General features: G+C 76.7%; 3 protein-coding genes (2 of these 3 running past the window's edge). All 3 read right to left on the bottom strand.

The window, feature by feature from the left end; all coding sequences use genetic code 11:
* Tightly spaced (each overlapping or abutting the next), the 3 genes in view from J5Y05_RS06295 to J5Y05_RS06285 form a layout consistent with a single transcriptional unit that may run on beyond the window.
* On the bottom strand, window positions 1–7,283 hold the beginning of the coding sequence (locus tag J5Y05_RS06295) for a non-ribosomal peptide synthetase (RefSeq protein ID WP_210868908.1). The gene continues 9,598 nt to the left of window position 1, outside the view; only the first 7,283 of its 16,881 coding nucleotides appear in the window; it begins with the start codon at window positions 7,281–7,283; its stop codon lies beyond the left edge, outside the window.
* A complete protein-coding gene (locus J5Y05_RS06290) occupies window positions 7,280–22,723 on the bottom strand; it encodes a non-ribosomal peptide synthetase (RefSeq protein ID WP_307853723.1) in 15,444 nt (5,147 codons plus the stop codon). The genes J5Y05_RS06295 and J5Y05_RS06290 overlap by 4 nt, the downstream gene beginning before the upstream one ends.
* On the bottom strand, window positions 22,720–25,630 hold the 3' end of the coding sequence (locus tag J5Y05_RS06285) for a non-ribosomal peptide synthetase (protein WP_210868904.1). Its footprint extends 14,450 nt past the window's final position; 2,911 of the gene's 17,361 nt are visible here — the last part of the coding sequence; the start codon falls outside the window, past its right edge; the stop codon is at window positions 22,720–22,722. The genes J5Y05_RS06290 and J5Y05_RS06285 overlap by 4 nt, the downstream gene beginning before the upstream one ends.

Raw genomic sequence — 25,630 nt, 5'->3', positions numbered from 1 at the left:
GGCAGTTCGGCCAGCGGCACCAGCACCGACGGCACCAGGTACTCCGGCAGCCGGGCGGCGAGGTGTTCGCGCAGCCCCTCGGTGTCGCCCGTGACGTGGGCGACGAGCCGTACGGCTCCGGTGGCGTCGGGCCGCCCGGTGACGACGGCGTCGCCGACGCCGGGGTGGGCGCGGAGCGCGGCCTCGATCTCGCCGGGTTCGACGCGGTGGCCGCGCACCTTGAGCTGGTGGTCGGCGCGGCCGAGGACGCGCAGGGTGCCGTCCGGGCGCCAGGCGGCGATGTCGCCGGTCCGGTAGAGGCGTTCGCCCGGGGGGCCGTAGGGGTCGGCGACGAACCGTCCGGCGGTCTGGCCGGGCCTGCCGAGGTAGCCGGCGGCGACTCCGGCCCCGCCGATGTACAGCTCACCGGGTGTGCCCTGCGGCACGGGCCGCAGCCAGCCGTCGAGGACGTGCAGGGTGGTGTTGCGCAGGGGCGTGCCCACGTGGGGGTCGGTGGCGGGGTGCGGGAGTTCGGCGGCGGTGGACCAGACGGTGGTCTCCGTCGGGCCGTAGAGGTTGACGAGCCGGGCGCCGTCCCCGGCGAGGCGGGCGGCGAGGTCGGGGGCGAGGGGTTCGCCGCCGCTCAGCACGGTCAGGCCGGGCAGGATCTGCGGTGCGCTCTCCGCCACCGCCCGCCACAGGGAGGGGGTGGCCTGGAGGACGCGGGCGCCGGTGCGGGCGGCCAGCGCCGCCAGGAGCCTCGGGTCGCGGGCCTGGTCGTGGTCGGCGAGGACGACGGTGGCCCCGGTGACCAGCGGGGTGAACAGCTCCAGTACGGCGATGTCGAAGCTGACCGTGGTGACGGCGAGGAGCCGGTCCGTGGGGCCGGTCCCGGTCACGTCGGCCATGGCGTCCAGCAGGTTGGCCAGGTTGCGGTGGGTGACGGCGACGCCCTTGGGGGTTCCGGTGGAGCCGGAGGTGTGGATGACGTACGCGGTGCCGTGCGGGTGGGGGCGGACCGGTGTGAAGGGTGCGGGCCCGGCCGCCGGGCCGTCGTCGAGGAGCGGTGAGCCGGGTTCGAGGAGCAGCAGCGGCCGGGCGTCGTCCAGCAGGAAGGCGATGCGGTCTGCGGGGAAGCCGGGGTCGACCGGCAGGTACGCGGCGCCGGTGGCGGCGACCGCGAGCAGCGCGGCGACCAGGTCGGCGCCGCGGGGCAGGGCGACGCCGACCAGGGTCCCCGGGCGCGCGCCGCGGGCGGTCAGCCGCTCGGCGAGGACGCCGACGCGGTCGGCGAGCCGCCGGTAGGTCCACTCCTGTCCGCCGGTCACCAGCGCGGTCGCGGACGGGGCAGCCGCCGCCCGTGCGAGGAAGCGCTCGGCGAGGGATGCCTCGGTGATCTCCTGGCGCGGGCCGCGCAGGGTGTACGGCCGGGCCCCGCCCGGACGCAGGGTGTGCACCGGACGGTCCGGCGCGTCGACGATGCCGGCGAGGATGTCGCTCAGGAGGCGCGCGAGGCGCTCGGTGGCCGCGCGGTCGAGGAGTTCCGGCCGGTGGTCGAGGGCGAGTGCGAGCCGGTCCGTGCCGGGCAGCGCGACGAGGACGAGCGGGTAGTGGGTGGCGTCGTGGCCCTCGGCGGCGGTGACGCGCACTCCGGCGCGGGCCTCGGAGCGGCGCAGTCGCTCGCCGTCGACCGGGTAGTTCTCGAACAGGACGAGGGTGTCGAAGAGTTCGCGGTGTCCGCAGGCGCGCAGGATCTCGCTGAGCGACTCGTCCTGGTGGTCCATGAGCGCCGCCTGCCGGGCCGCCACGTCGGCCACCAGCGCCGCCGGGGTGTCGTCCGGGCGGGCCGTGACCCGGGCGGGCACGGTGTTGATGAAGAGTCCGATCATGGACTCGGCGCCGTCGAGGTCGGCGGGGCGGCCGGAGACGGTGACGCCGAAGACGACGTCGTCGCCCCCGGTGAGCAGGCCGAGGAGCAGGCCCCACGCCGTCTGGAGCACGGCGTTGACGGTGACCTGCCGCTCGCGGGCGAAGGCGGTCAGCCGTCCGGCGAGACCGTCGGGCAGCTCCACCTCGACGCGTTCGGGCACGCCCGCGGGCATGCCCGCCGCCGTGGGCACGAGCCGGGTCGGTCCGTCGAGTCCGGCCAGCGCCTCGCGCCAGGCGCGGGCCGTGCCCTCCCGGTCGCGTCCGGCGAGCCGGCGCAGGTGGTCTCGGTAGGGACGCGGCGCGGGCTCGGGCTCGCCGTGGTACAGCCCGAGCAGATCGCGTACGAGGAGCGGCCCCGACCAGCCGTCGAGCAGGATGTGGTGCGAGGTGATCGCGAGGAGCCGGCGGTCCTCGCCGAGGCGGACGACGGTGAGCCGCATCAGCGGGGGGCGGGCGAGGTCGAAGGGGCGGGCGCGTTCCTCCGCGAGCAGGGAGCGGGCCTCCTGCTCCTGGTCGGGGCCGAGCCGGTGTTCGGCGAAGGGCATGTGGTCGTGGGCGGGCACGGCCTGTACGGGGTCGCCGCCGGGCCGGGTGTGGAAGCCCGCCCGCAGGTTGGGGTGGCGGCGCAGCAGGTGCCGGGCAGCCGCGCGCAGCCGCTCGGCGTCGAGGTCGCCCTCGATGTCGAGGACGAGCTGCGTGGTGTAGACGTCGGGCCCCTCCCCTTCGGCGCCCAGCCCGGCGAGGAAGAAGAGGCCCTCCTGGAGCGGGGAGAGCGGCAGCAGGTCGTCGAGCGGGCCGTGTTCCTCCAGGGCGTCGATCTCGTGCTGGTCCACGGTCACGAGCGGGAAGTCGGAGGGGGTGTGTCCGCCGGACGCCGGGTCCTCGGCGAGGCGCCCCAGGGTGCGCAGGGCCTCCAGCCACAGGCGGGCGAGGCGTTCCACGGTGGCGGTGTCCAGGAGGCGTTCGGGGAAGCGGAATGCGGCGTGCAGGACGGGGCCGTCCGGGGTGTCCACGACGGAGGCGTCGAGCTGGAGGGTGTGCGAGGCGGGCAGGCCGGGGTCGGCGCCGCCGCCGAGGGAGCCGGTCCGGGCCGGGCTCCAGGGCCGGGGCCCGGCACCCGTGGGGTCGTCGGGCGTGCCGAAGCGGCCGAGGTAGTTGTAGCCGATCTCCGGCTGGGGCAGCGCGGCGAGTCCGGCGTCGGTGCCGGGGGCGAGGTGGCGCAGCAGTCCGTGGCCGATGCCGTGGTCCGGGGCCTGCCGGAGCTGCTCCTTGACCCGCTTGAGGGCGGTGTCGTGGGAGCCGGACGCGCCGGTGAGGTCCAGGAGTACGGGGTGGAGGCTGGTGAACCAGCCGACGGTGCGGGACAGGTCGGCGCCGGGCACCGCCTCCTCCACGCGTCCGTGGCCCTCCACGTCGACCGTCACGGGCGCCCGGCGACCGCGCAGGGTGTCCAGGGCGAGGGCGAGCGCGGTGAGCAGGACGGCGTCGGGTCCGGTGTGGTAGCGCGCGGTGAGGGGGCCGAGCAGGGTACCGGCGGTGCCGGGCTCCAGTCGTACGGAGACGGTGCGCAGGGTGGCGTGGGTGTCCACGCCGGGGTCGAGGGGCGCGGCCAGCCGGTCGGTGGCGCCGGTGAGGACGGAGTGCCAGTGCCCGGCCTCCGCCCGTCGCTCCGGCCGGGCGGCGGCCTCGGTGAGCCCGGCGGCCCAGGTGCGCCACGGGGTGCCGACCGGGGGCAGGGCGGCCGGGGTACCGGTGCGGGCGGCCTCGAAGGCGGTGGCGAGGTCCTCGGTCAGCACCCGCCAGGAGACGCCGTCGACGACGGCGTGGTGGACGAGGACGGCCAGCAGGCCGTCGCGGTCGGGGCCCGCGTCGAGCCACACGGCGCGCACCATGGTCCCCGCGTACGGGTCCAGGGCCGCGGCGGCCGGGGCGGCGTGCTCGCCGAGCGCGGCGCGGAGTCCGGCCCCGGGCAGCGCGACGGCGTCGACCCGGGTGAGGAGGGTGGCCGCGTCCGGGGTGCCGGGCGGCGGGATGTCCAGACCGTCGGCGGTCAGGCGGGCGCGCAGGGCCGCGTGGTGGGCGAGGACCTGGGCGAGACCGGCGCGCAGGTGGGCGGCGCGGGTGCCGGGCGGCGTGTACAGAACCGTGGACTGGTGGTAGCCGGTGATCGGGCCGCCGCCTTCCACCAGCCTGCGCAGGACCGGGGTGAGCGGGGCGTGCCCGGTCTCGTCGCCCGAGGGCGGCCGGCTCCGCGTGGCGGTGGGGCGGGCGAGCCGGGCCAGGGCCTCGACCGTGCGGCCCTCGAAGACGTCCCGCGGGCGCAGCAGCAGCCCCTTGCGGCGGGCGGCGCCGACGAGCTGGATGGAGGAGATGCTGTCGCCGCCGAGCGCGAAGAAGCCGTCCTGGACGCCGACGTCCGGGATGCCGAGGACCTCGGTGAACAGGGCGGCGAGCACCCGCTCGGTCTCGGTACGGGGCGGGGTGGTGCCGGTGGCGGTGGTGAACTCGGGGGCGGGCAGCGCCGCCCGGTCGATCTTGTTGGCACGGGTCAGCGGCAGGGCGTCCAGGACGACGAGGGCGGAGGGCACCATGTGCTCGGGCAGCGACCCTCCCGCCCAGGCGGCCACGTCGGCGAGGGCGGGCCGCCGCTCACCGGCCGGGACGACGTGGGCGACGAGCCGCTTCACGCCGCGGTCGTCCCGGTGCCCGGTGACCACGGCGCGGGCGATGTCCGGGTGCCGGGTCAGTACGGCCTCCACCTCGGCCGGCTCGATCCGGAACCCGCGGATCTTGAGCTGGTGGTCGGTGCGGCCCGCGTACTCCAGCTCCCCGGCCGCGTTCCAGCGGGCCAGGTCCCCGGTGCGGTACATGCGCGTGCCGGGCCCGGCGAAGGGGCAGGCGACGAAGCGGTCGGCGGTGGTGCCGGGGCGGCCGAGGTAGCCGCGGGCCAGGCCGGCGCCGGCGAGGTACAGCTCGCCCAGGACGCCGGGGGCGACCGGGCGCAGGTGGCGGTCGAGGACGTAGGCGCGCTTGTTGACGTCCGGCGGGCCGATGGGGACGGGGCCGCCGCTCCAGTCGCGGGGCACGGGCCAGGTGGCGGAGTTCACCACGGCCTCGGTGGGGCCGTAGGCGTTGTACATGCGGTGGCGCGCGGCCCAGGCGCGGACGGTCTCGGGCGGCAACGCCTCGGTGCCGACGATCAGTTCCATGCCGGCGGGGAGACCGGCGTCGGCCGGGAGGCTGGCGACGACGGAGGGCGGGATGACCGCGAGGTCGATGTCCGCCTCGCGCAGGAAGGAGGTCAGCGGTTCCCCGGCCCGCCGTTCCTCGGGGACGACGACGAGGGTGGCGCCGGAGAACAGGGAGTTGGCCAGCTCGCAGAAGGTGACGTCGAAGACGGGCGAGGCGAACTGGGTGACCCTGTCGCCGGGTCGGGTGCGGAAGCGGGCGTTGGCCCAGGCGACGAGGTCGGCGAGCGGGCGGTGCGGGATCACCACGCCCTTGGGCTCGCCGGTGGAGCCGGAGGTGAAGATGACGTAGGCGCTGTTGTCCAGTCGCAGCGGGGCCCGGCGGTCGTGGTCGTCGGGGTCGTGCGTGGGTCCCTCGTCGACGAGGTCGGGGTGGACGACGGTGGCGCCCGGGGCCCACTCCTCGGCGGTGGTCCCGGCGGGGGTGAGGACGACGCGGGCGTCCAGGGAACGGACGAGCCGGGCGAGGCGCTTCGCGGGGTGGTCCGGGTCGAGCGGGGCGAAGACCCCGCCGGCCTTGGCGATGGCCAGCATGGCGACCTCGGTGTGCACACCGCGCGGCAGCGCGCAGCCGACCGCGTCCTCGGGGCCCACTCCCAGGCCGATCAGGTGGTGCGCCAACCGGTTTGCGCGGGTGTTGAGTTCGGCGTAGGTGAGGGTGGCCGGACCGTCCACGACGGCCGGCAGGCCGGGGTGGGCGGCGGCCTGCCGTTCGAAGAGGCGGCCGAGGGTGGCGGGTTCGACGTCGGTGGTGTCGGAGTTGAAGGCGCGCAGGACCTGTTCGCGCTCGTCGGCGGTGAGCAGGTCCAGTCGCGCCAGGGGGCGTTCGGGGTCGCGGACGAGTTCCTCGGCGGCGCGGCGCAGGCGGGCGGCGATCCGTTCGGCGTCGGCGGCCGTGAAGAGGTCCTGCCGGTAGCGCAGCCGCAGGGCGACTGCGTCGTCGGGGGTCTGGGCGGCGACCAGGGTGAGCGGGTAGTGCGTGGCGTCCCGGCCGGTGACGGCGGCGACGCGGAGGCCGTCGCCCTTCCTGCCCTCGCCGCCGTCCACCCAGTAGTTCTCGAAGACGCACAGGGTGTCGAAGAGCGGACCGCCCGAGCCGGCCAGCCGCTGCACGTCGGCGAGCGGGATGTGGTGGTGGGGCAGCAGGGCGGTCTGCTCCCGCGCGAGACGGCGCAGCAGCTCCGCGAGGGCGAGGCCCGGGTCGGTGTCCAGGCGCACCCGGAACGGCAGGGTGTTGATGAACAGCCCCACCATGTGCTCGACGCCGGGCAGTTCGGCGGGGCGGCCGGAGACGGTGGTGCCGCAGACCACGTCCTCGCGTCCGGTGAGAGCGGCGACGGCCAGCGCCCAGAGGGTCTGTACGACGACCGGTACGGTCACGTCGAGGCGGCGGGCGGTGGCGGTGAGGGCGGCGCCGAGGTCCGGGTCCAGGGCGACGTCCAGGGTGGCGGGTTCGGCCGCCGGGGTGCCGGAGAGGGCGGGGGCGACGACGGTGGGGCCGTCGAGTCCGTCCAGGGCGTGCCGCCAGGCGGCCTCGTCGGCGGCCCGGTCGCGGCGGGCGGCCCAGGCGAGGTAGTCCCGGAAGGGCGGGACGGACGGCAGGGCGGCGGGGTCGCCGTCCGCGTCGTAGAGGGCGAACAGCTCCTGCAGGACGCGGGCGGTGGACCAGCCGTCGAGCAGCAGGTGGTGGTGGCTGAAGAGCAGCCTGTGGTGCTCCTCCCCCGTCCTGACCAGGGTGAGGCGGATCAGCGGGGGCGTGGCCAGGTCGAACCGGGCGAGCCGGTCGGCGTCGGTGAGCCGGCCGAGACGGTCCGCGGCTTCCTCCGGGTCCGTGCGGGAGAGGTCGACCTCGGTCCAGGGCAGGTCGACCCGGTGCGGGATCAGCGTGACGGGCTCGCCGTTGCCGCGCTGCCGGAAGGCGGCCATCAGGTTGGGGTGCCGCTGGAGCAGGGCCTCGGCGGCACGGCGCAGCCGAGGGGTGTCCAGGGGGCCGCGCAGCTCCACCGCGATCTGCACGGTGTAGACGTCCGGCGCGCTGTCGTCGTAGGACGACAGGAAGTACAACCCCTGCTGGAGCGGGGAGAGCGGGAGCATGTCTCGCAGCCCCGAGGGCACGCCGGTGGTCACTGGGTCCTCCACTCGTCTTCGAATGCGTCGATCTCGTCCTGGCCGATGGTGAGCAGGTCGAGGTCGGACGGGGTGTGTCCGCCCGCCGCGGAGCGGGCCGCGGCCACGAGGGCGTCCAGGGCCCGCCGCCAGTCGGCGGCGAGGGCGGCCAGGCGCTCGGCGGGCACGATCCGTTCGGCGTACTGCCAGGTCACCGAGAGTTCGGTGCCCGAGGTGCGGCGCAGTGCCGCCATGTTCAGGTCGACGGCGAGGTCGACGCCGAGGGCCGCGGGTTCGCGCCACAGGGCTGCGGATTCCGGGGCGGGCGTCCAGGCGCGCTCGCCGTCGGCCGGGGCGGGCGCGTCGTCGGACACGTCGTCGGACACGTCGTGACGGCCGAGGTAGTTGAAGCCGATACGCGGCTCGGGCAGGGCGGCGAGCACCGGGCCGGACTCCGCGTCGAGGTGGCGGAGCCGGCCGTACCCCGCGCCGTGGCCGGGGACGGACCGCAGCACCTCCTTGACGTGCTTCAGCGCGCGTCCGGCCTCGGCCGGGTCGTCGAGCGCGCGGGCCGGGTCGGCGCCGCCCAGGCCGAGCCGCACGGGGTGGACGGTGGTGAACCAGCCCACGGTGCGGAAGGGTTCGCGCTCGCCGAGGACGCCGGCGTCGCGGCCGTGGCCCTCCAGGCGTACGAGGGGGTCGCCGCCGCCCTGCCAGGCGCCGACGGCGAGGGCGAGGGCGGTCAGCAGCACGTCCTGGTCGGCGCAGTGGAAGGCGGCGGTCACCTCGCCGAGCACCGCCTCGGTGGTCTCGGCGGGGACCGTCGTGACGTGCCGTCGGACCGTGTCGGGGGTGTCCCGCAGCGGGTCGGGGGCGGGCGGGCCGGATGGTTCACCGCTCAGCACCCCGGTCCAGTACGGCAGTTCGCCTCGGCAGTCGGACGCGGTCGCGGCGAGCGCGCGGGCCCAGGCGCGGAACGAGACCTCGACCGGCGGCAGGGGGCCGTCGGGCCGGTCCGCGGCGCACGCCTGCTCCAGGTCGGGCAGGAGCACCCGCCAGGACACGGCGTCCACGACCAGGTGGTGGGCGAGCAGCAGCAGCCTGCCCGCGCGTGACCGGCCCCGGTCGAGGAAGACGGCCCGCAGCATCTCGCCCCGCTCGGGGTCGAGTTCGCGCACGGCGCGGGCGGACTCGCGGCGCACCGCCTCGGTCAGCTCGGTGTCGTCGCCGCTCACCTCCACCGTGCGCAGGATGGAGACGGCCGGGGTCTCCTCGGGAACGCGCAGCGACCAGCCGCCCGAGGTGTCCAGCCGGGCGCGGAGCATCGCGTGGTGCTCCCTGAGCCGGAGCAGGGCCGTCTCCAGCCGGTCGGCGGTGACCTCGGCGGGGACGGTGACCAGCGTCGACTGGCTGAACCGCCGGTGGTCGCCGCCGCGTTCGCGCAGCGCGTGCATGACGGGGGTCGGCGGCACCTCGCCGGTGCCGGGGTCGTGGACGGCCCGCTCCTCGCGCACCGGCCGGGCGACGGCGGCCAGCGCCGCCGGGGTGCGCTGTTCGAAGACCTGACGCGGGGTCAGCAGGAGACCGCGCCGTCGTGCGGCGCCGACCAGTTGGATGGAGGAGATGCTGTCGCCGCCGAGGGCGAAGAAGCTGTCGTGGGGGCCGGCCGCGGGGAGTCGGAGCAGCTCGGCGAAGAGTGCGCACAGGATCGTCTCCGCGGCGCCGGTGGGTGCCGGGTCGGTGGCCTTCGCGCGCGGCTCGGGTGCGGGCAGCGCGGCCCGGTCGAGCTTGCCGGCGGCGGTGAGCGGGAGCGCGTCGAGGACCAGCACGTCCGCGGGGACCGCCGACGAGGGCAGTCGGGCGGCCAGGTGGCCGATCAGGTCGGTGCCGGACAGGGCCGCGGAGCCGGTGGTGACGTAGCCGAGCAGCCGTCCGTCGCGGACGAGTACGGCGGCCTCCCGCACGTCGGGATGGGCGAGGAGCGCGGCGCGCGCCTCGCCGGGTTCCACGCGGACCCCGGCCAGCTTCACCTGGTCGTCGGCGCGGCCACGGAACTCCAGCTCGCCGTCCCGGTTCCAGCGGGCGAGGTCGCCGGTCCGGTAGAGCCGGGTGCCGGGCGGCCCGAAGGGGTCGGCGACGAACCGTTCGGCGCTCTCCCCGGGCCGCCCGAGGTAGCCGAGGGCGAGCTGTGCGCCGGCCAGGTACAACTCACCGGTCACTGCGGGGAGTACGGGGCGCAGGGCGGTGTCGAGGACGTAGGCGCGGGTGCCGGCGCCGGGCCGGCCGAGCGGGACCGTGGTGTGCTCGCCGAGGGCGGCGGGGCGGGCGGTGACGTCGACGGCGGCCTCGGCGGGGCCGTACTGGTTGACGACGGTGGCGGGCAGCCGGTCGGCGCAGGCGCGCACGAGGGCGTCGTCCAGGGCCTCACCGCCGCTGAAGATCCACCTGAGGCCGGTGCAGCGGGCCGCCTCCGGCTCGGCGGCGAACAGGGCGAGCAGGGAGGGCACGAAGTGGGCGGCCGTGACGTCGTGGCGCCGGATCAGCGCGGCCACGTACGCCGGGTCGAGGTGCTTCTCGGGCGGTACGACGACCACCGCGGCTCCGTCGAGCAGCGGGCCGAAGATCTCCCAGACCGAGACGTCGAAGCCGGGAGCGGCCTTCAGCAGCATGCGGTCCCCCGGGCCCAGCGGGTGGTTCCGCCGGGTCCAGCCCAGCCGGTTGGCCAGCGCGCCGTGCGGCACGAGGACCGGCTTGGGCTCGCCGGTGGAGCCGGAGGTGTGGATGACGTACGCGGACTGTGCCGGACGCGGCGCCGGGGGGAGCGCCTCGCCGGTGAGCGGGAGTTCCTCGGTCCGGAGCACCCGCCAGGGGCCCTCGGCGGGCAGCAGCGCGCGGGTCGCCCGGTCGGTGATGACCACGCGGGGCGGGTTGGCGGCCAGCATGCGGGCCAGGCGGGGCGCCGGGTGCGCGGGGTCCAGGGGCATGTGGGCGGCCCCGGCGTGGTGCGCGGCGTGGGCGGCGACCACCAGCTCCGGCGAACGCGGCAGCAGGACCGCAACCAGGTCGCCGTCCGTGACCCCGGCGGCGCGCAGCGCGTCGGCCGCGCCCCGCACCCGGTCCAGGAGGGTGCCGTAGGTGAGGACCGCCTCGTCGGTGACGACCGCGGGTGCGTCGGGGGTGCGGGCCGCCTGCGCGGCGAAGTCCCGGGGCAGGCACGGCGGTTCGGCGACGGGCGGTTCGGCGCTGTTCCACGCGACGAGGACCCGGTCGCGCTCGGGCCCGTCGCAGGGGTCGAGGGTGCTCAGCGGTGCGTCGGGGCGGGCGGCGAAGCCGGCGAGGACGCGCAGGAAGCGGGAGGCCAGCGCCTCGGCGGTCTCGTGGTCGAAGAGGTCGGTGCGGTAGGTGATGCCGCCGCCGAGAGCGCCGTCGGGTCCCTCCTCCCGCACCATCGTGAAGGTCAGGTCGAACTTGGCGGTGCCGGTCCGCACGGGGAACGGGGTGCTGTCCAGGCCCGCGAAGGAGGGGCCCCGGGCCACCCGGGTCTGGAGGTTGAGCATCACCTGGAACAGCGGGTGGCGGGAGAGCGAGCGTTCCCCGTCCAGGAGGTCGACGAGGCGTTCGAAGGGCACGTCGGCGTGGTCGAAGTCGTCCAGGTCCCGGTCCCTGACGCGGCGCACCAGCGCGGCCGGGGTGGGATCGCCGCTCACGTCGGTGCGCAGCACGAGCGTGTTGACGAAGAAGCCCACCATGTCGTGCAGGGCGGCCTCCTCGCGTCCGGCGACGAGGGTGCCCACGGGCACGTCGTCGCCCGCGCCCAGTTGCCGGAGCAGGACCGCCAGGGCGGCGTGGGCGACCGTGAACGGGGTCGCCCCGGTCCGCACGGCCAGGTCGGCCAGGCCCCGGCGGACGTCCTCGGGGACCTCGAACTCGACGACGCCGCCGTCGTGTCCGGCGCGCGGGCCCCGCGGGCGGTCGGCCGGCAGCGGCAGTTCGGGGGGTGCGCCGTCGAGCCGCTCGCGCCAGTGGGCGAGTTGCCGGGCGACCGCGCTGTCCCCGGTGCTCTCCTCGCCGAGGACCTCGCGCTGCCAGAGGGTGTGGTCGGCGTACTGCACCGGCAGGGCGGGCATCCGGGGCGCCCGGCCCGCGGACCGGGCGGCGTAGGCGGTCGAGAGGTCGTCGAGCAGGGGACGCAACGACCACTCGTCGCCCGCGATGTGGTGCAGCACGAGCAGCAGCACGTCGCCGTCCGGGACGCGCAGGCACAGGGCGCGCAGCGGGAGGTCGCGGGCCAGGTCGAAGGGCCGGGCGGCCTCGCTCTCCAGGGCGGTGACGGCCGCCGGGTCGTCGGCCGCGAGGGCGGACACCACCCGTGTCTCCACCCGCGCGCCGGCCGGGTCCAGCACCTTCTGGTACGGCACCCCGTCGTGGTCCGGGTAGACGGTGCGCAGCACCTCGTGCCGGGTGACGAGGTCGGTGAGCGCCTCGCGCAGGACGGCGGCGTCGAGCGCTCCGGTCAGGCGCAGGGCGACGGGCACGTTGTACGCGGCGGAGGGTTCGCTCTCCAGTTGGTCGAGGAACCACAGCCGCCGCTGGGCGGGCGACAGCGGCACCCTGTCCGGGCGCGCGGTGCCCCCTCGCGCCGTCAGGGGCGGCAGGGAGCGGCTGCCGGGCCGCAGCAGGGCGGCGGTGGCGGCGGGCGTGCGCGCCGCGAACAGGTCGCGCACGCTCAGAGCGGTGTCCAGGGCGGTGCGGACGGTGCCCACGAGGCGCATGGCGAGCAGGGAGTGGCCGCCGAGGGCGAAGAAGTCGTCGTGCGGACCGACGCTCTCCAGGCCGAGGGCCGTGGCGAACAGGCGGCAGAGCAGTTCCTCGCGCGGGCCGCCGCCCGTGCCGGGCCCGCCGCCGCCCGTCCGCCGTCCGTCCGGGGCGGGGAGGGCCGCTCGGTCGGTCTTGCCGTTGGCGGTGAGCGGGATGTCGTCGACGGTGACCAGGGCCGCGGGCACGAGGTAGGCGGGCAGCCGGGACCGCAGCGCGGCGAGGAGTTCCGCCGCCGGTCGCGGCGGACCGGCGGGAACGGTGTAGCCGACCAGCGCCGGGCCGGTGGGCAGGTCCTCGCGGAGGACGACGGCGGCGCGGGCGACGCCGTCCAGGGCGGCGAGCGCCGCCTCGGCCTCGCCGGGTTCGACGCGGTGGCCGCGCAGTTTGACCTGGTCGTCGGCGCGGCCGAGGAAGTCCAGCGCCCCGTCGGGCCGCGTGCGGACGACGTCGCCGGTGCGGTACATGCGTCCGCCGGGCGGGCCGAAGGGATCGGCGACGAAGCGTTCGGCGGTCGGCTCCGGCCGGCCCAGGTAACCGCGGGCCACTCCGGCGCCGGCGAGGTACAGCTCGCCGGGCACGCCGGGGGCGACCGGGCGCAGCGCCGGGCCGAGGACACGCGGGGCGATGCCGTCCAGGGGCCGGCCGATCGGCAGGGGGCCGTCGAGGGCGGCGGGGTCCACGGGTCCCGCGGTGGCGAAGGTGGTCGTCTCGGTGGGCCCGTAGCCGTTGACGATCCGCAGGCCGGGCGCGGCGGCCAGGACGGCGCGCACCGCGGTCGGTGGCACCACGGCGCCGCCGGTCCACACCTCGCGCAGGCCGGTGAACGCCTCCGGGACCTCCTGGGCGAGCAGGTCGAACAGGCCGGCGGTGAACCAGGCCGCGTCGGCGAGGCCCCGGCGGAGCAGTTCCCGCCAGCGGTGCGGGTCCATCACCCCGACGGGGGCCAGGACGATCTCGCCGCCGCGCAGCAGCGGCACCCACAGCTCGTAGGTCGAGGCGTCGAAGGAGTGCGGGGAGTGGAGCAGCACCCGGCGGTGCGCGTCCGGGCCGAACCGGGAATCGGCGGCGAGCGTCCGGATGTCGTCCTGGGTGACGGCCACGCCCTTGGGTTCGCCGGTGGACCCGGAGGTGTACATCACGTACGCGAGTGCCGTGCCGGGGACGCGGACGGGTGCCGTGGCGGCGCCCGGGGCCGTGTCCTGACCCGCCTCCTCGGCGAGTACGGGGCACCCGGCCGGGACGGCGTCGGCGTCGGCGTCGTGGGCGATCAGGGCGACGGCCCCGGCGGCGTCCAGGACGGCGCGGCGGCGGGCGGCGGGCCAGTCCGGATGGAGCGGCAGGTAGGCGGCGCCGGCCCAGTTCACGGCGAGCAGCGCGACGACCAGTTCGGGCGAGCGCGGTGCCAGGATGCCCACCGGCGTCTCGGGACCGGCGCCGACGGCACGCAGGCGGTCCGCGAACACCGCCGCCCGGCGGGCCAGTTCGGCGTAGGTCAGGAGCGGAGTGCCGTCCGGGCCGCGTACCGCGACGGCTCCGGGGTCCGCCGCGGCGTGGCGGGCGACCACACCGGCCGGCGTGAGTCCGGCGTCCGCGACGGGGACGGGACGGGGCGCGGCGGGCGCCGGTGCCACGGGCAGGACGTCCAGCGTGCCGCAGGGGCGGTGGAGGCCGGCGGCGAGGGCTTCGAGCGCGGTGACCAGCCCGTCCAGCAGGCGGCGGGACACCTCCTCGTCGAACAGGTCGGCGCGGTGCTTGAGCAGCAGCCGGACGCGTCCGCCGTGCGCGGTGACGGAGAGGGTGAGCGGGTAGTGCGTGGCGTCCCGGCCGCCGACACCGCGGACCGTGAGCCCGGCCGCCGCCTCGCTCGCGGCGAGCGCGTCCTCGTCGAACGGGTAGTTCTCGAACACGGTCATGGTGTCGAACAGGACCGGCAGGCCCGACGCGCGCTGAAGCTCCGCGAGCCCGAGGTGCCGGTGGTCGAGCAGGGCCGCCTGGCGGTCGTGCAGGGCGGTGACGATGTCGTGCAGGCTCCTCCCGGGTGCCGTGTCCACGCGTACGGGAACGGTGTTGACGAACAGGCCGAGCATGGCGTCGGCACCGGGGAGGTCGGCGGGGCGGCCGGAGACGGCGGCGCCGAACACCACGTCGGTGCGTCCGGTCAGCCGGGACAGGACCAGTGCCCAGCCGGTCTGCACGAGGGTGTTGAGGGTGGTGCCGGTGGCACGGGCCGTCTGCGTCAGCGCGTCGTGGAGGCGCGGCGGCAGGACGTGTGCGGTCTCGCCGGGCTCGTGGGCGCCCGAGGCGGCCCGGCCGTCGGCGACGAGCGTGGGCGCCTCCACTCCCCGCAGCTCCCGGCGCCATGCCTCCAGCGCCGTGTCACGGTCCTGGCGCGCGAGCCAGGCCAGGTAATCCGCGTACGGCCGGCGGGCCGCCGGGGTGCCGCCCGCGTACGCGGTGAACAGGTCGGTGAGGAGCAGCGGCGAGGACCAGCCGTCGAGGAGCAGGTGGTGGCTGGTGAACAGCAGGTGCCAGGTGTCGTCGGTGAGCCGGGCCAGCGTGAAGCGGACCAGGGGCGGGGCGTCGAGGTCGAAGCGCCGGGTCCGGTCCTCCCGGGCGAGCCGGGCCAGGTCGTCCCGGTGGCCGCGCAGGTCGGCCTCGCGCCACTCCACGGGCACCGCGTCGGCCACGTACTGCACGAGGCGGCCGGTCGACACCTGGCGAAAGCCCGCCCGCAGCACCTCGTGCCGGTCCACGACGGACTGTGCCGCGCGGCGCAGCCGCTCGCCGTGCAGGTCGCCGGTCAGTTCCAGTTCGAGCTGGACCAGGTAGACGTCCGGTGCGTCGGGGTCGGACAGCGCGTGGTAGGCCAGGCCCTCCTGGAGCGGGCCGAGCGGCAGGAGGGTGCGCGGCACGGGGCCGGCCGCCGCGATCTCGGCGAGTTCGGCGGGGGTGGGCGCGAGCAGGGGGAAGTCGCCGGGTGTGGGGCCCGCGAAGCCCGGTTCGGCGGCGCGTGCGGCCAGTTCGGACAGGTGGCCGGTGAAGCGCCGGGCCAGTTCCGCCACCCGGCGCCGGTCCAGCGCACCCGCGTCGTACGTCCAGCGCAGGGTCAGCACCGGCCCGTCGGCACCGTCGAGGGTGGAGGCGTGCAGGTCGAGGACGTGGCCGTCGGTCAGTACGGGCAGGGCGCCGCCGTCGACGGCGTCCGACTCGGGGGCCGGGGCCCAGTGGCCGTCTTCGTCCCCCGAACCGAAACGTCCCAGGTAGTTGAAGGAGAGTTGGGCTCCGCTCGCGGCCTGGTCGTACAGGAGCCCGTAGCCCGTGCCGTGCCGGGGCACCGCGCGCAGGCTCTCCTTGACGCTCTTCACCGTCTCGCCGACGTGACCGTCGCCCGGTGCGAGGCGGACGGGGTACTGGGTGGTGAACCAGCCGACGGTGCGGGAGAGTTCCGCGCCCTCGACCAGATCCTCGTGACGGCCGTGGGACTCCAGGTCCACCAGGACGCCGCCCTCCCGCACGTCCAGCGCGTGGGCCAGGGCGCCGAGGAGGATCTCGTCGGGGCCCGCGCGGAAGGCGGAGGCGACCCGGGTGAGCAGGTCGCCGGTGAGGGCGGAGGGCACGACCGTGCGCAGCTCGGCGGGTTCCCCGGTGGCGGCCGGGGCGGGGAACGGCGGCCGTGCCGCGGCCAGTTCGCCCTCCCAGTGGGCGCGCTCCGCGGCGTGGGCCCCGGCCGTCTCGCCCAGGTCGCGGGACCAGCGTCCGAAGCTCGTCCCCGTCGGCGGCGGCACCTCGGCTCCCCGGGCCGCGCCCTCCAGGTCGGCCACGAGGATGCGCCAGGACACCGCGTCGACCACCAAGTGGTGCGCGACCAGCAGCAGCCGCCCGTCCCTCCCGTCGCCGCGCGGGAAGTACACCGCCTGCGTCATCCGGCCCTCGTCCGGGTCGAGGCGCCGGACCGCGGCGCCCGAGTGCCGGGCGATCAGCTCGCGCAGGGCGCGCTCGTCGGTGCCGGCCGCGTCGGCCACGGTCATCTCGTACGCGGGCTCCTGCGCCCTCACCAGGACCCTCCGGCCGTCCGGGCCGGTGGCGGTACGGGTGCGCAGCATGCCGTGCGCGGCCACCACGGCGTCCAGGGCGCCGCGCAGCGCGCTCTCCCCGAGGTCCGCGGGGACGGTGAGCAGCACGGCCTGGTGGAAGGTGCGCCAGTGCCCGGGACGGCGTTCGAGCCAGCGCATGAGCGGCGTGAGCGGGACCGGCCCGCGGTCCTCGGCGGTGTCGGCGTGGCCGCGCAGTGGCCGGACGGCCGCGCCGAGCGCCCGCGGGGTGCGCAGTTCGAAGACCTGGCGGGCGGTGAGGTCGAGTCCCGCGGCGCGGGCGCGGGCGACGAGCTGGATGGAGGAGATGCTGTCGCCGCCGAGGGCGAAGAAGGAGTCGTCGGCCGAGACGGTGCCGAGGCGCAGTATCTCGCCGAAGAGCGCGGCCAGTTCGCCGGCCGGGCCGTCCGCGGCCGGGACGGTGCCGGTGGTGCGGGCCGGTGCGGGCAGCGCCGTGCGGTCGACCTTGCCGTTGGGGCTGAGCGGGAGGGTGTCCAGGAGGACCAGCCGGGAGGGCACCAGATAGTCGGGGAGTTCCCGCCCGAGGCTCTCCAGCAGTGCCTGTTCGGTGGGCCGGGCGCCGGGCTCGGGCACCGCGTAGCCGACCAGCATCGGACGCCCGGGGACGTCCTCGCGCAGGACGGCGGCGGCCTGCCGGAGGCCGGGCAGCGCGGCCAGGCTGCGCTCCACCTCGCCGAGTTCGATGCGGAACCCGCGCAGTTTGACCTGGTTGTCGGCGCGGCCCAGGTACTCCAGCTCCCCTGCGGCGTTGCGGCGGGCCAGGTCGCCGGTGCGGTACATGCGGGTGCCGGGCGGGCCGTAGGGGTCGGCGACGAACCGGCCGGCGGTGAGCGCGTGCCGGCCGAGGTAGCCGCGGGCCAGTCCGGTTCCGGCGACGTACAGTTCGCCGACCGTGCCGGGCGGGACCAACCGGAGGCGGCCGTCGAGCAGGTACACGGCGGTGCCGTCGACCGGCCGGCCGATGGGGGCGGGCCCGCGCAGGCCGTCCGCCGCGCAGCGCCACAGGGTGGCGTCGACCGTGGTCTCGGTGGGGCCGTAGGAGTTGAACATGCGGGTGCGGCCGGCCCACTCCCGGATGAGGTCGGGCGAGCACGCCTCGCCCGCGACGATCAGGGTGCTGCCCGGTGCGACGGCGGTGGGCGGCAGCGCGGCGAGCACCGCGGGCGGCACCGTGAGGTGGGTGACGGAGTGCGCGGTGAGGAAGTCCGCGAGCGGGGCGCCGAGCCGCCGGTCGGCGGGGACGATCTCCAGGGCGGCGCCGGACGTCAGCGCCATGACGATCTCCCAGACGGAGGTGTCGAAGCTGAGCGAGGCGAACTGGAGCACCCGGGAGCCGGGACCGGCGCCGAAGCCGTGGCGCAGGGTGGCGGCGAGGTCGGGCAGTCCGGCGTGGGAGACGACGACGCCCTTGGGGCGGCCGGTGGAGCCGGAGGTGTAGATGACGTAGGCGGCCGAGGTGGAGGTCAGGGTCGCCCACCCCGGTGGCCCGGGTACGGGGCCGTCGGCGGTCAGGAAGCCGGCGTCCAGCTCCAGGCAGTCGGTGCCGTCGAGGGCGGCGCCGGGGGCGGTCAGGGTGAGGACCGGGGCGGAGTCGGTGAGCATGTGGGCGATGCGCTCGCCGGGGTAGCCGGGGTCGACCGGGACGTAGACCGCGCCGGCCTTCGTCACCGCGAGCATGGCGACGACGGCCTCGACGGTGCGGGGCAGGGCGACGGCGACGCGGTCCTCGGGCCGGGCGCCGTGCGCGGTCAGCAGGGCGGCCAGGCGGTCGGCCGCCTCGTCGGCCTGCCGGTAGGTCAGTTCGACGCGGGTGTCGCCGGCCAGGGTCGGCCCGGCGAGCGCGGGCCGCGCGCCGTGTGCGGCGGCCTGTCGGGCGAAGAGGGCGGGCAGGGTGCCCGAGGCGTCGGGAAGCGGGGGCCGGGCGGCGCGGGGCGCGGCGAGGAGCGCGGCGCGTTCGGCGGCGTCCAGGAGGTCGATCCGGTGCAGGGGGGCGGCGGGGTCCTCGGCCACCGCGGTCAGCAGCCGGACGTAGCGCCGGGCGAGCGCCTCGGCGGTGGCGGGTGCGAAGAGGTCGCGGGCGTACTCCAGGACGCCTTCGAGGCCGTCGGCGCCGTCGCGCTCCACGAGGGTGAAGGTGAGGTCGAACTTGGCGGCCCCGGCGCCGGAGCGGATCGCGGTGGTGGTGAGGCCGGGCAGGCCGATCTCGTCGGCGGCCCGGTTCTCGTAGGCGAGCATCACCTGGAAGAGCGGGTGGCGGGAGAGCGAGCGGTGCGGGCTCAGCTCGTTCACGAGGGTCTCGAAGGGCACGTCGGCGTGGGCGTAGGCGGCCAGGTCGGTACGGCGCACCCGCTCCAGGAGGGTGGCGAAGTCCGGGTCGCCGGAGGTGTCCGTACGCAGGACGAGGTTGTTGACGAAGAAGCCGACCAGGTCGTCCAGGGCGCTGTCGTGCCGTCCGGCGACGGGGGTGCCGATCACCACGTCGGTGCCGGCGCCGGTCCGGGTGAGCAGGGCGGCGAGGGCGGCGTGGCTCACCATGAACAGGGAGCCGGCGGCGGAGCGCGCGAGGGCGCGCAGGGCCCGGTGTGTCCCGGGGGGCACGGTGAAGCGGGCGAAGCCGCCGCGGAAGCTGGGGGCCGCGGGGCGCGGCCGGTCGGCGGGCAGCGCGGTCTCCTCGGGGGAGCCGGCCAACTGCTTCTTCCAGTAGTCCAGTTGCCCGGCGAGTGGGCCGGTGCCCTCCCCGTCGTCCGTGTCCTCCGTGTCCTCCGTGTCCTGGCCCAGTTGTTCGCGCCGCCACAGGGTCCAGTCGGCGTACTGCACGGGCAGCGGGTCGAGCGGTGGTGCCTCGCCCCGGGTGCGGGCGGCGTAGGCGGTGGCCAGGTCGGAGAGGAGAGGCCGGGCGGACCACTGGTCGGCGGCGATGTGGTGCACGACCAGGGCGACGACGTGCTGGTGTTCGCCGAGCCGGAGCAGGGTGGCGCGCAGGGGCGGCCGGTGCTCCACGTCGAAGGGGGCGGTGACGGCTTCGGTGACCGCGGTGTCCAGGTCCCGGCCGCCGGCGTCCAGGACGGTCAGCGGGTCGTCGAGGTCGTCCGGGGCCAGGACGTGCTGGCGGGGCGTGCCCGCGGTCGACGGGAAGACGGTGCGCAGGCTCTCGTGGCGGAGCTGGACGTCGCGCAGCGCCTGCCGCAGCGCGGCGACGTCGAGGGGGCCGGTGAGCCTCGCCACGAAGGGGATGTTGTACTCGGCTCCGGGGCCGTGGAGCTGCTGGAGGAACCACAGCCGGCGCTGGGCCGGGGAGAGCGGGACGTGCGCGGGGCGCTCGCGGGGGGTCAGCGGCGGCCCGCCGGCCGCGGGGCCGTCTGCGGCGCGGTGGGCGAGTCCGGCGACGGTGGGTGTCTCGAACACGTCGCGTACGGAGAGCGCGGTGCCGAAGGCGGACCGCATCCGGGAGGCGAGCCGGGTGGCCAGCAGGGAGTGGCCGCCGAGGGCGAAGAAGTCGTCGTCGGCGCCGACGCGGCGGCGTCCGAGGAGTTCCGCGAAGAGGCCCGCGACGATCTCCTCGTGCCAGGTGGCGGGGGCACGGCCGGCCCCGGCCGTACGGTCCTCCGGTTCGGGGAGCGCGGCCCGGTCGAGCTTTCCGTTGCCGGTCAGGGGCCAGCCGTCGACCGGGACGACGGCGGCGGGGACGAGGTGGTCCGGCAGGCGTTCGCGCAGGGCGCGGCGCAGCCGCGCGGGGTCCACCGGGTCCCCGGCGGGGACGACCCAGGCGACGAGCCGGGTGGCGCCGTCGGGACCCGGGCGGGCCAGCACCACCGCGTCGGCGACCTCGTCCAGGTCGGCGAGGGCCGCGCGGGCCTCGCCGGGCTCCACCCGGAACCCGCGGATCTGCACCTGCTCGTCGGCGCGTCCGAGGTAGTCGAGGTCGCCGTCCCCGGTCCAGCGGGCGAGGTCGCCGCTGCGGTACATACGGGTGCCGGGCGGACCGTAGGGGTCGGCGACGAACCGGCCGGCGGTGAGCGCGTGCCGGCCGAGGTAGCCGTGGGCGAGGCCCGGTCCGGCCACGTAGATCTCACCGGTGAGCCCGGGGCCGACCGGGCGGAGCGCGGTGTCCAGGAGGCGGATCGCGAGGTCGTCCAGGGGCCGTCCGATGGGGCGGGCGGGACCCCCCGGGGCCGGTGCGTCCTCCAGCACGTGGTGGGTGACGTGGACGGTCGTCTCGGTGATGCCGTACATGTTGACGAGTTCGGGCCCGCCCGCGCCCGCGGCGCGCTGCCAGTCGCGCAGCCGGTCCGGCTCCAGGGCCTCGCCGCCGAAGACCACGACGCGCAGGGCGAGCCCCTCGGGTCCGCCGTCGGCCAGGATCGCGTCGGTGAGCTGGTGGAAGGCGGAGGGGGTCTGGTTGAGCACCGTGACGGCCTCGCGGCGCAGCAGCGCGGCGAACTCCTCCGGGGCCCGGGTCGTGGCGGGGGGTACGACGACGAGCCGGCCGCCGGTCAGCAGCGCGCCGAAGATCTCCCAGACGGAGAAGTCGAAGGCGTAGGAGTGGAAGAGGGTCCACACGTCGTCGCCGTCGAAGCCGAACGCCTCGTCGGTGGTGTCGAGCAGCCGCAGGACCTGCCGGTGTCCGACGACGACGCCCTTGGGGGTGCCGGTGGAGCCGGAGGTGTGGATGACGTAGGCGGGGGCCGCGGCGGGCACGGCGACCGGGGCGGTGGGGGCGGATTCCGCCAGGCGGGCGGTGACGGCGGGGTCGTCCAGCGCGATCCAGGCGGTTCCGGTGTCCGCCGGCAGGTGGGCGCGCGGGGCCGTGGTGGTGAGCCCGGCGACCGGGCGGGCGGTACGGAGCTGGGCCGCGGCGCGGCCCTCGGGGAGGCCGGAGGGCAGCGGCAGGTAGGCGGCGCCCGTCCTGAGGATGCCGAGCAGGGCGCTGACCTGCTCGAAGGACGGGTCGAGGCGGACGGCGACGAAGGTGCCGGGCCCGGCGCCGTGCTCGCTCAGGAGCCGGGCGAGGCGCCCCGAGTGCGCGTCGAGGTCGCGGTAGGTGTGCGCGCCGCGGGCGTCGGTGACGGCGACGGCGTCCGGGGTGCGGGCGGCCGTCCTGGCGAAGCGCGCGGTGATGCTGTCCTCGGGCGGAGCCTCCTCGTCCAGGGCGGCGCCGTCCTCCAGGGCGCGGCGTCGCTCGTGCGCCGCGAGGAGTTCGACGGCGCCCACGGGGGTGTCGGGCCGGTCGGCGAGGGCGGTCAGGACCCGGACGTAGGCGGCGCCCAGTGCCCGTGCCTGCTCCTCGGGGACCAGCTCGGGGCGGTGCCGCAGGGTGATGCGGGGTTCGGGGCCGGGGTGGACGACGACGGTCACCGGGTAGTGGGTGGCGTCCTCCCCCGTCGCGGAGGTCACGGTGAGGCCGCCGGCCGCCTGGGCCTCGGCGAGGGCCCCGGAGTCCACGCCGAAGTTCTCCACGACGATCAGGGTGTCGAAGAGCGGACCGAGTCCGGCGAGCCGCTGGATGTCGGCGAGCCCCAGGTGCTCGTGGTCCAGGAGCCGGGTGCGCTCCCGCTGGAGGCCGGCGGCGGTCGCGGCGAGCGAACGCCACGGGGACGCCCGGACCACCACGGGCAGGGTGTTGATGAACAGGCCGATCATGGACTCGGCGCCGTCGAGGTCGGCGGGCCGGCCGGAGACCGTGGTGCCGAAGACGACGTCGTGGCGGCCGGTCAGCCGGGCCAGGGTGATGCCCCAGGCCGCCTGGTACGCGGTGGCGGCGGTGAGCCGGTGGCCGGCGGCCAGGGCGCCGAGCCCCGCCGCGGTGCCGGGTGGCACCCGCAGGTCGGTGCTCCGGGGCGCCCCGGGCGCGGCGGCGGTGGGGGCCGGGGCCGCGAGCAGGGTGGGCTCGTCCAGGTCCGCCAGGGCCTCGCGCCAGGCGGCTTCGGCGGCGGCGCGGTCCCGTGTGGCGAGGTGGGCGAGGAAGTCCCGGTAGGGGCGGACCTCGGGCAGCGGGGCGGCGCCGGGCGCGCGGGTGTGCAGGGCGTAGGCGGCGAACAGCTCCCGGGCGAACAGCGGCATGGACCAGCCGTCGAGCAGGGCGTGGTGGGCGGTGACGACGAGCCGGTGGGCGCTGTCGCCGAGCCGGAGCAGGGTGAGGCGCAGCAGCGGGGGGTCGGCCGGGTCGAAGCGGTGGGCCCGTTCCTCCTCCAGGAACCGCCCGGCCTCCCGCGCCCGGCGGTCGGGGTCGAGTTCCCGCAGGTCCGCCTCCCGGAAGGGCACCGACCAGGAGGACGGTACAACCTGCACCGGCCGGTCGAGGCCCTCGTCGACGAAGGCGGCCCGCAGGTTCGGGTGGCGGCGCAGCACGGTGTCGACGGCCTGCCGCAGGGCGGCGCCGTCCAGCGCACCGGTCAGGTCGAGGACGAGCCGCAGGGTGTACACGTCCGGGCCCGAGGGGTCGAGGCCGGAGTGGAACAGCAGCCCTTCTTGCAGGGGTGTCAGCGGAAGGATGTCGTCCAGGCCGTGGTCGGGGCCGTTCTCGGCGCTCACCGGTTCCTCCATCGGGCTGCGAGCCGTGCGGTCTGTTCGGGGGTGAGGGGTGACAGGGCCGCCGCCCCGGGTGCCGGGCGTGCGGGGCTCTCGGGCGACGGGCGTGCGGGGGTCTCGGGTGCCGGGGTACGGGCCTGGCGGGCCGCCGTGCGCAGGGCGTCGAGCCAGCGGGCCCCGAGGTTCTCGGCATCGGCGTCGTCGACGGCGGAGGGCGCCCAGGTGAGGCGGGTGTGCAGGCGCGGCCCGTGCGGGGTGTCGCGGGTGACGGCGTTGATCTCCAGTGCGTGGGCCATGGGCAGGTCCGGGTCGATGGAGCCGCCGAGCACCGGGGCCTCGGCCGCCGCCGTCCAGGGCGCGGCGTGGTCCGTGGGGGTGCCGAAGCGGCCCAGGTAGTTGAAGGACAGGACCGGTGCGGGCCGGCCCGCGAGCGGTGCGTCGGCTTCGGCTTCGGCGCCGGCGTCGGCTTCGGCTTCGGCTTCGGCTTCGGGCGACAGGTGGCGCAGCAGGCCGTAGCCGATGCCGCTGTCGGGCAGGGCGAGCAGGTCGGCGCGTACCCGGGCGACGGTGTCCGCGAAGCTCTCGCCCGCGACCGCTTCGAGGGCGACCGGGTACAGGGAGGTGAACCAGCCGACCGTGCGGGAGAGGTCGAACCCCTCGCGGATCTGCTGCTCCCTGCCGTGGCCCTCGACGTGGGTGAGGAAGCGGACCGTGGGGCCGCCGTCGACGGCGTGGACGGCGGTGGCGAGGGCGGCGAGCAGGAGGTGCTGCACCGACGCCTCGAACCGTTCCACGGCCCGGGTCAGCAGGGGCGCGGTGTCCTCGGGCGACAGGACGAAGGTCCGGTGGCGGGCCTGGGCCACGGTGCCCCACGGCGCGTCGGGCCGGACGCCGGGCAGGCCGGCGGGGGCCTCCAGGACGCTGTGCCAGAGCGGGAGTTCGCTCCGGCGCGCGGCGGCCAGCCGGGGCAGTTCCCGCGCCCAGCGTCGGAAGGGGGTGGGCACGCCGGCCAGTGCGGGCGGGCGGCCCGCGCGTACGGCCTGCCACGCCCGGTCCAGGTCGTCGAGGAGGATGCGCCAGGAGACGCCGTCCACGACCAGGTGGTGCGCGACGAGGAGGAGGCGGCCGGCGCCCGCGCCCGGCGCCGGGTACCAGCGGGTGCGGAGCATGTGTCCGGCGCCCGGGTCGAGTTCGGCGGCCAGGTCGTCCACGTCGCGGCCGAGCGACGCCGCGTCCGGTGGTGCGCCGGTCTCCCGGCGGTCGGGCAGGTGGAAGCGGTCGCCGTCGTCGGGGCCGGGGCCGGGGCCGGGGACAAGGAGAGTGGCGGCCTCGGTGTCGACGCGGGCGCGCAGCACCTCGTGCCGTCGCACCACGGCGTCCAGGACCGTGTCCAGCTCGGCGGCGTCGATGCCGTCGGGGAGCGTCAGCACCATGGACTGGCTGAACCTGCCGATGGGGCCGCCGCGTTCGAGGAGCCAGCGCATGACGGGGGTGAGCGGTGCGCTGCCGTGCGCGCCGGGCGTCTCGCCGCCGTCGGCGATCGTGCCGCGGCCGGCCAGCAGCCCGGCGAGCGCGCGCACGGTGGGGTGCTCGAAGACGTCGCGCGGCGTCATGCGCAGCCCCTCCTCCCGTGCCCGGGAGACGAGTTGGAGGGAGAGGATGCTGTCGCCGCCGAGGCCGAAGAAGCCGTCCTCCGCGCCCACCTCGGGCACGCCCAGCACCTGGGCGAAGACCTCGGCGAGCGTGGCCTCCAGGGGCCCTTCCGGGGCGGTGTGCCCGACGACGGCGGTGAAGTCCGGCTCGGGCAGGGCCTTGCGGTCCAGCTTGCCGTTGGGCGTGAGCGGCAGCGCGGGCAGGGTGACGAACGCGGCCGGCACCATGTGGTCGGGGAGGGTGCGGGCCAGGTCGGCGCGTACGCGTTCGGTGTCGACCGACTCCGCTTGCCCGGGGACGAGGTAGCCGACCAGCCGGCGGAGCCCGTCGGAGGCGTCCCCGGGTGCGGCGCGGACGACGACGGCCGCCGAGCGGATCTCGGGGCGGGCCTCCAGGAGGGAGGTGATCTCGCCGGGCTCGACCCGGAAGCCCCGGATCTTGACCTGGTCGTCGGCGCGGCCGTGGTGGTGGAGCCGGCCGTCGGCGTCGCGGGAGACCAGGTCGCCGGTGCGGTACATGCGGGCTCCCGGCGGGCCGTACGGGTCCGCGGTGAAGCGGCTCGCGGTGAGGCCCGGCCGGCCCAGGTATCCCATGGCGACGCCGCGCCCGGCGGCGTACAGCTCGCCGGTGGCGCCCGTCGGGACGTGCCGCAGCATGCTGTCCAGGACGTGCAGCCGCACGCCGTGCAGGGGCGTGCCGATGGGGGGCGTGGCACGGCCGTCGAGCGGGGCGCTCATGGTGACGCAGGCGGTGGTCTCGGTGGGCCCGTAGGCGTTGACCATGCGGCGGCCGGGTGCCCAGCGGGCGGCGAGCGCCGTGGTGCACGCCTCGCCGCCGACGACGAGGGTGCGCAGGGTGGCGGCGTCCTCGGGGGCGAGTCCGGTCAGGGCGGTCGGCGGGATCAGCGCGTGGGTGACACGGCGTGCGGTCAGGGTCTCGCCGAGGAGTTCCCCGGCGAGCGGTCCGGGTTCCGGGATGACCAGGGTGGCGCCGGTGGCCAGGGCCATGAGGCTCTCCATGACGGAGGCGTCGAAGGAGGGCGAGGCGAGCTGGAGGACCCGGCCGGCGGGGTCGATGCCGAGCCGTTCGGCCTGCGCGGTGGCGAGGGCGGCCAGTCCGGCGTGGGTGCTGACGACGCCCTTGGGGCGTCCGGTGGAGCCGGAGGTGTAGATGACGTAGGCGGGGTGGCCGGGGGTGACGCGGACCGGGAGGGAGGGCCGGTCGTCGGGGGTGGGGGCCGGCTCCGCCGGGGTGTCG

This window comes from Streptomyces tagetis, assembly GCF_018069565.1.
In the GTDB taxonomy this organism is placed as follows: domain Bacteria; phylum Actinomycetota; class Actinomycetes; order Streptomycetales; family Streptomycetaceae; genus Streptomyces; species Streptomyces tagetis.
This window is presented reverse-complemented; position numbering and strand designations above follow the sequence as displayed.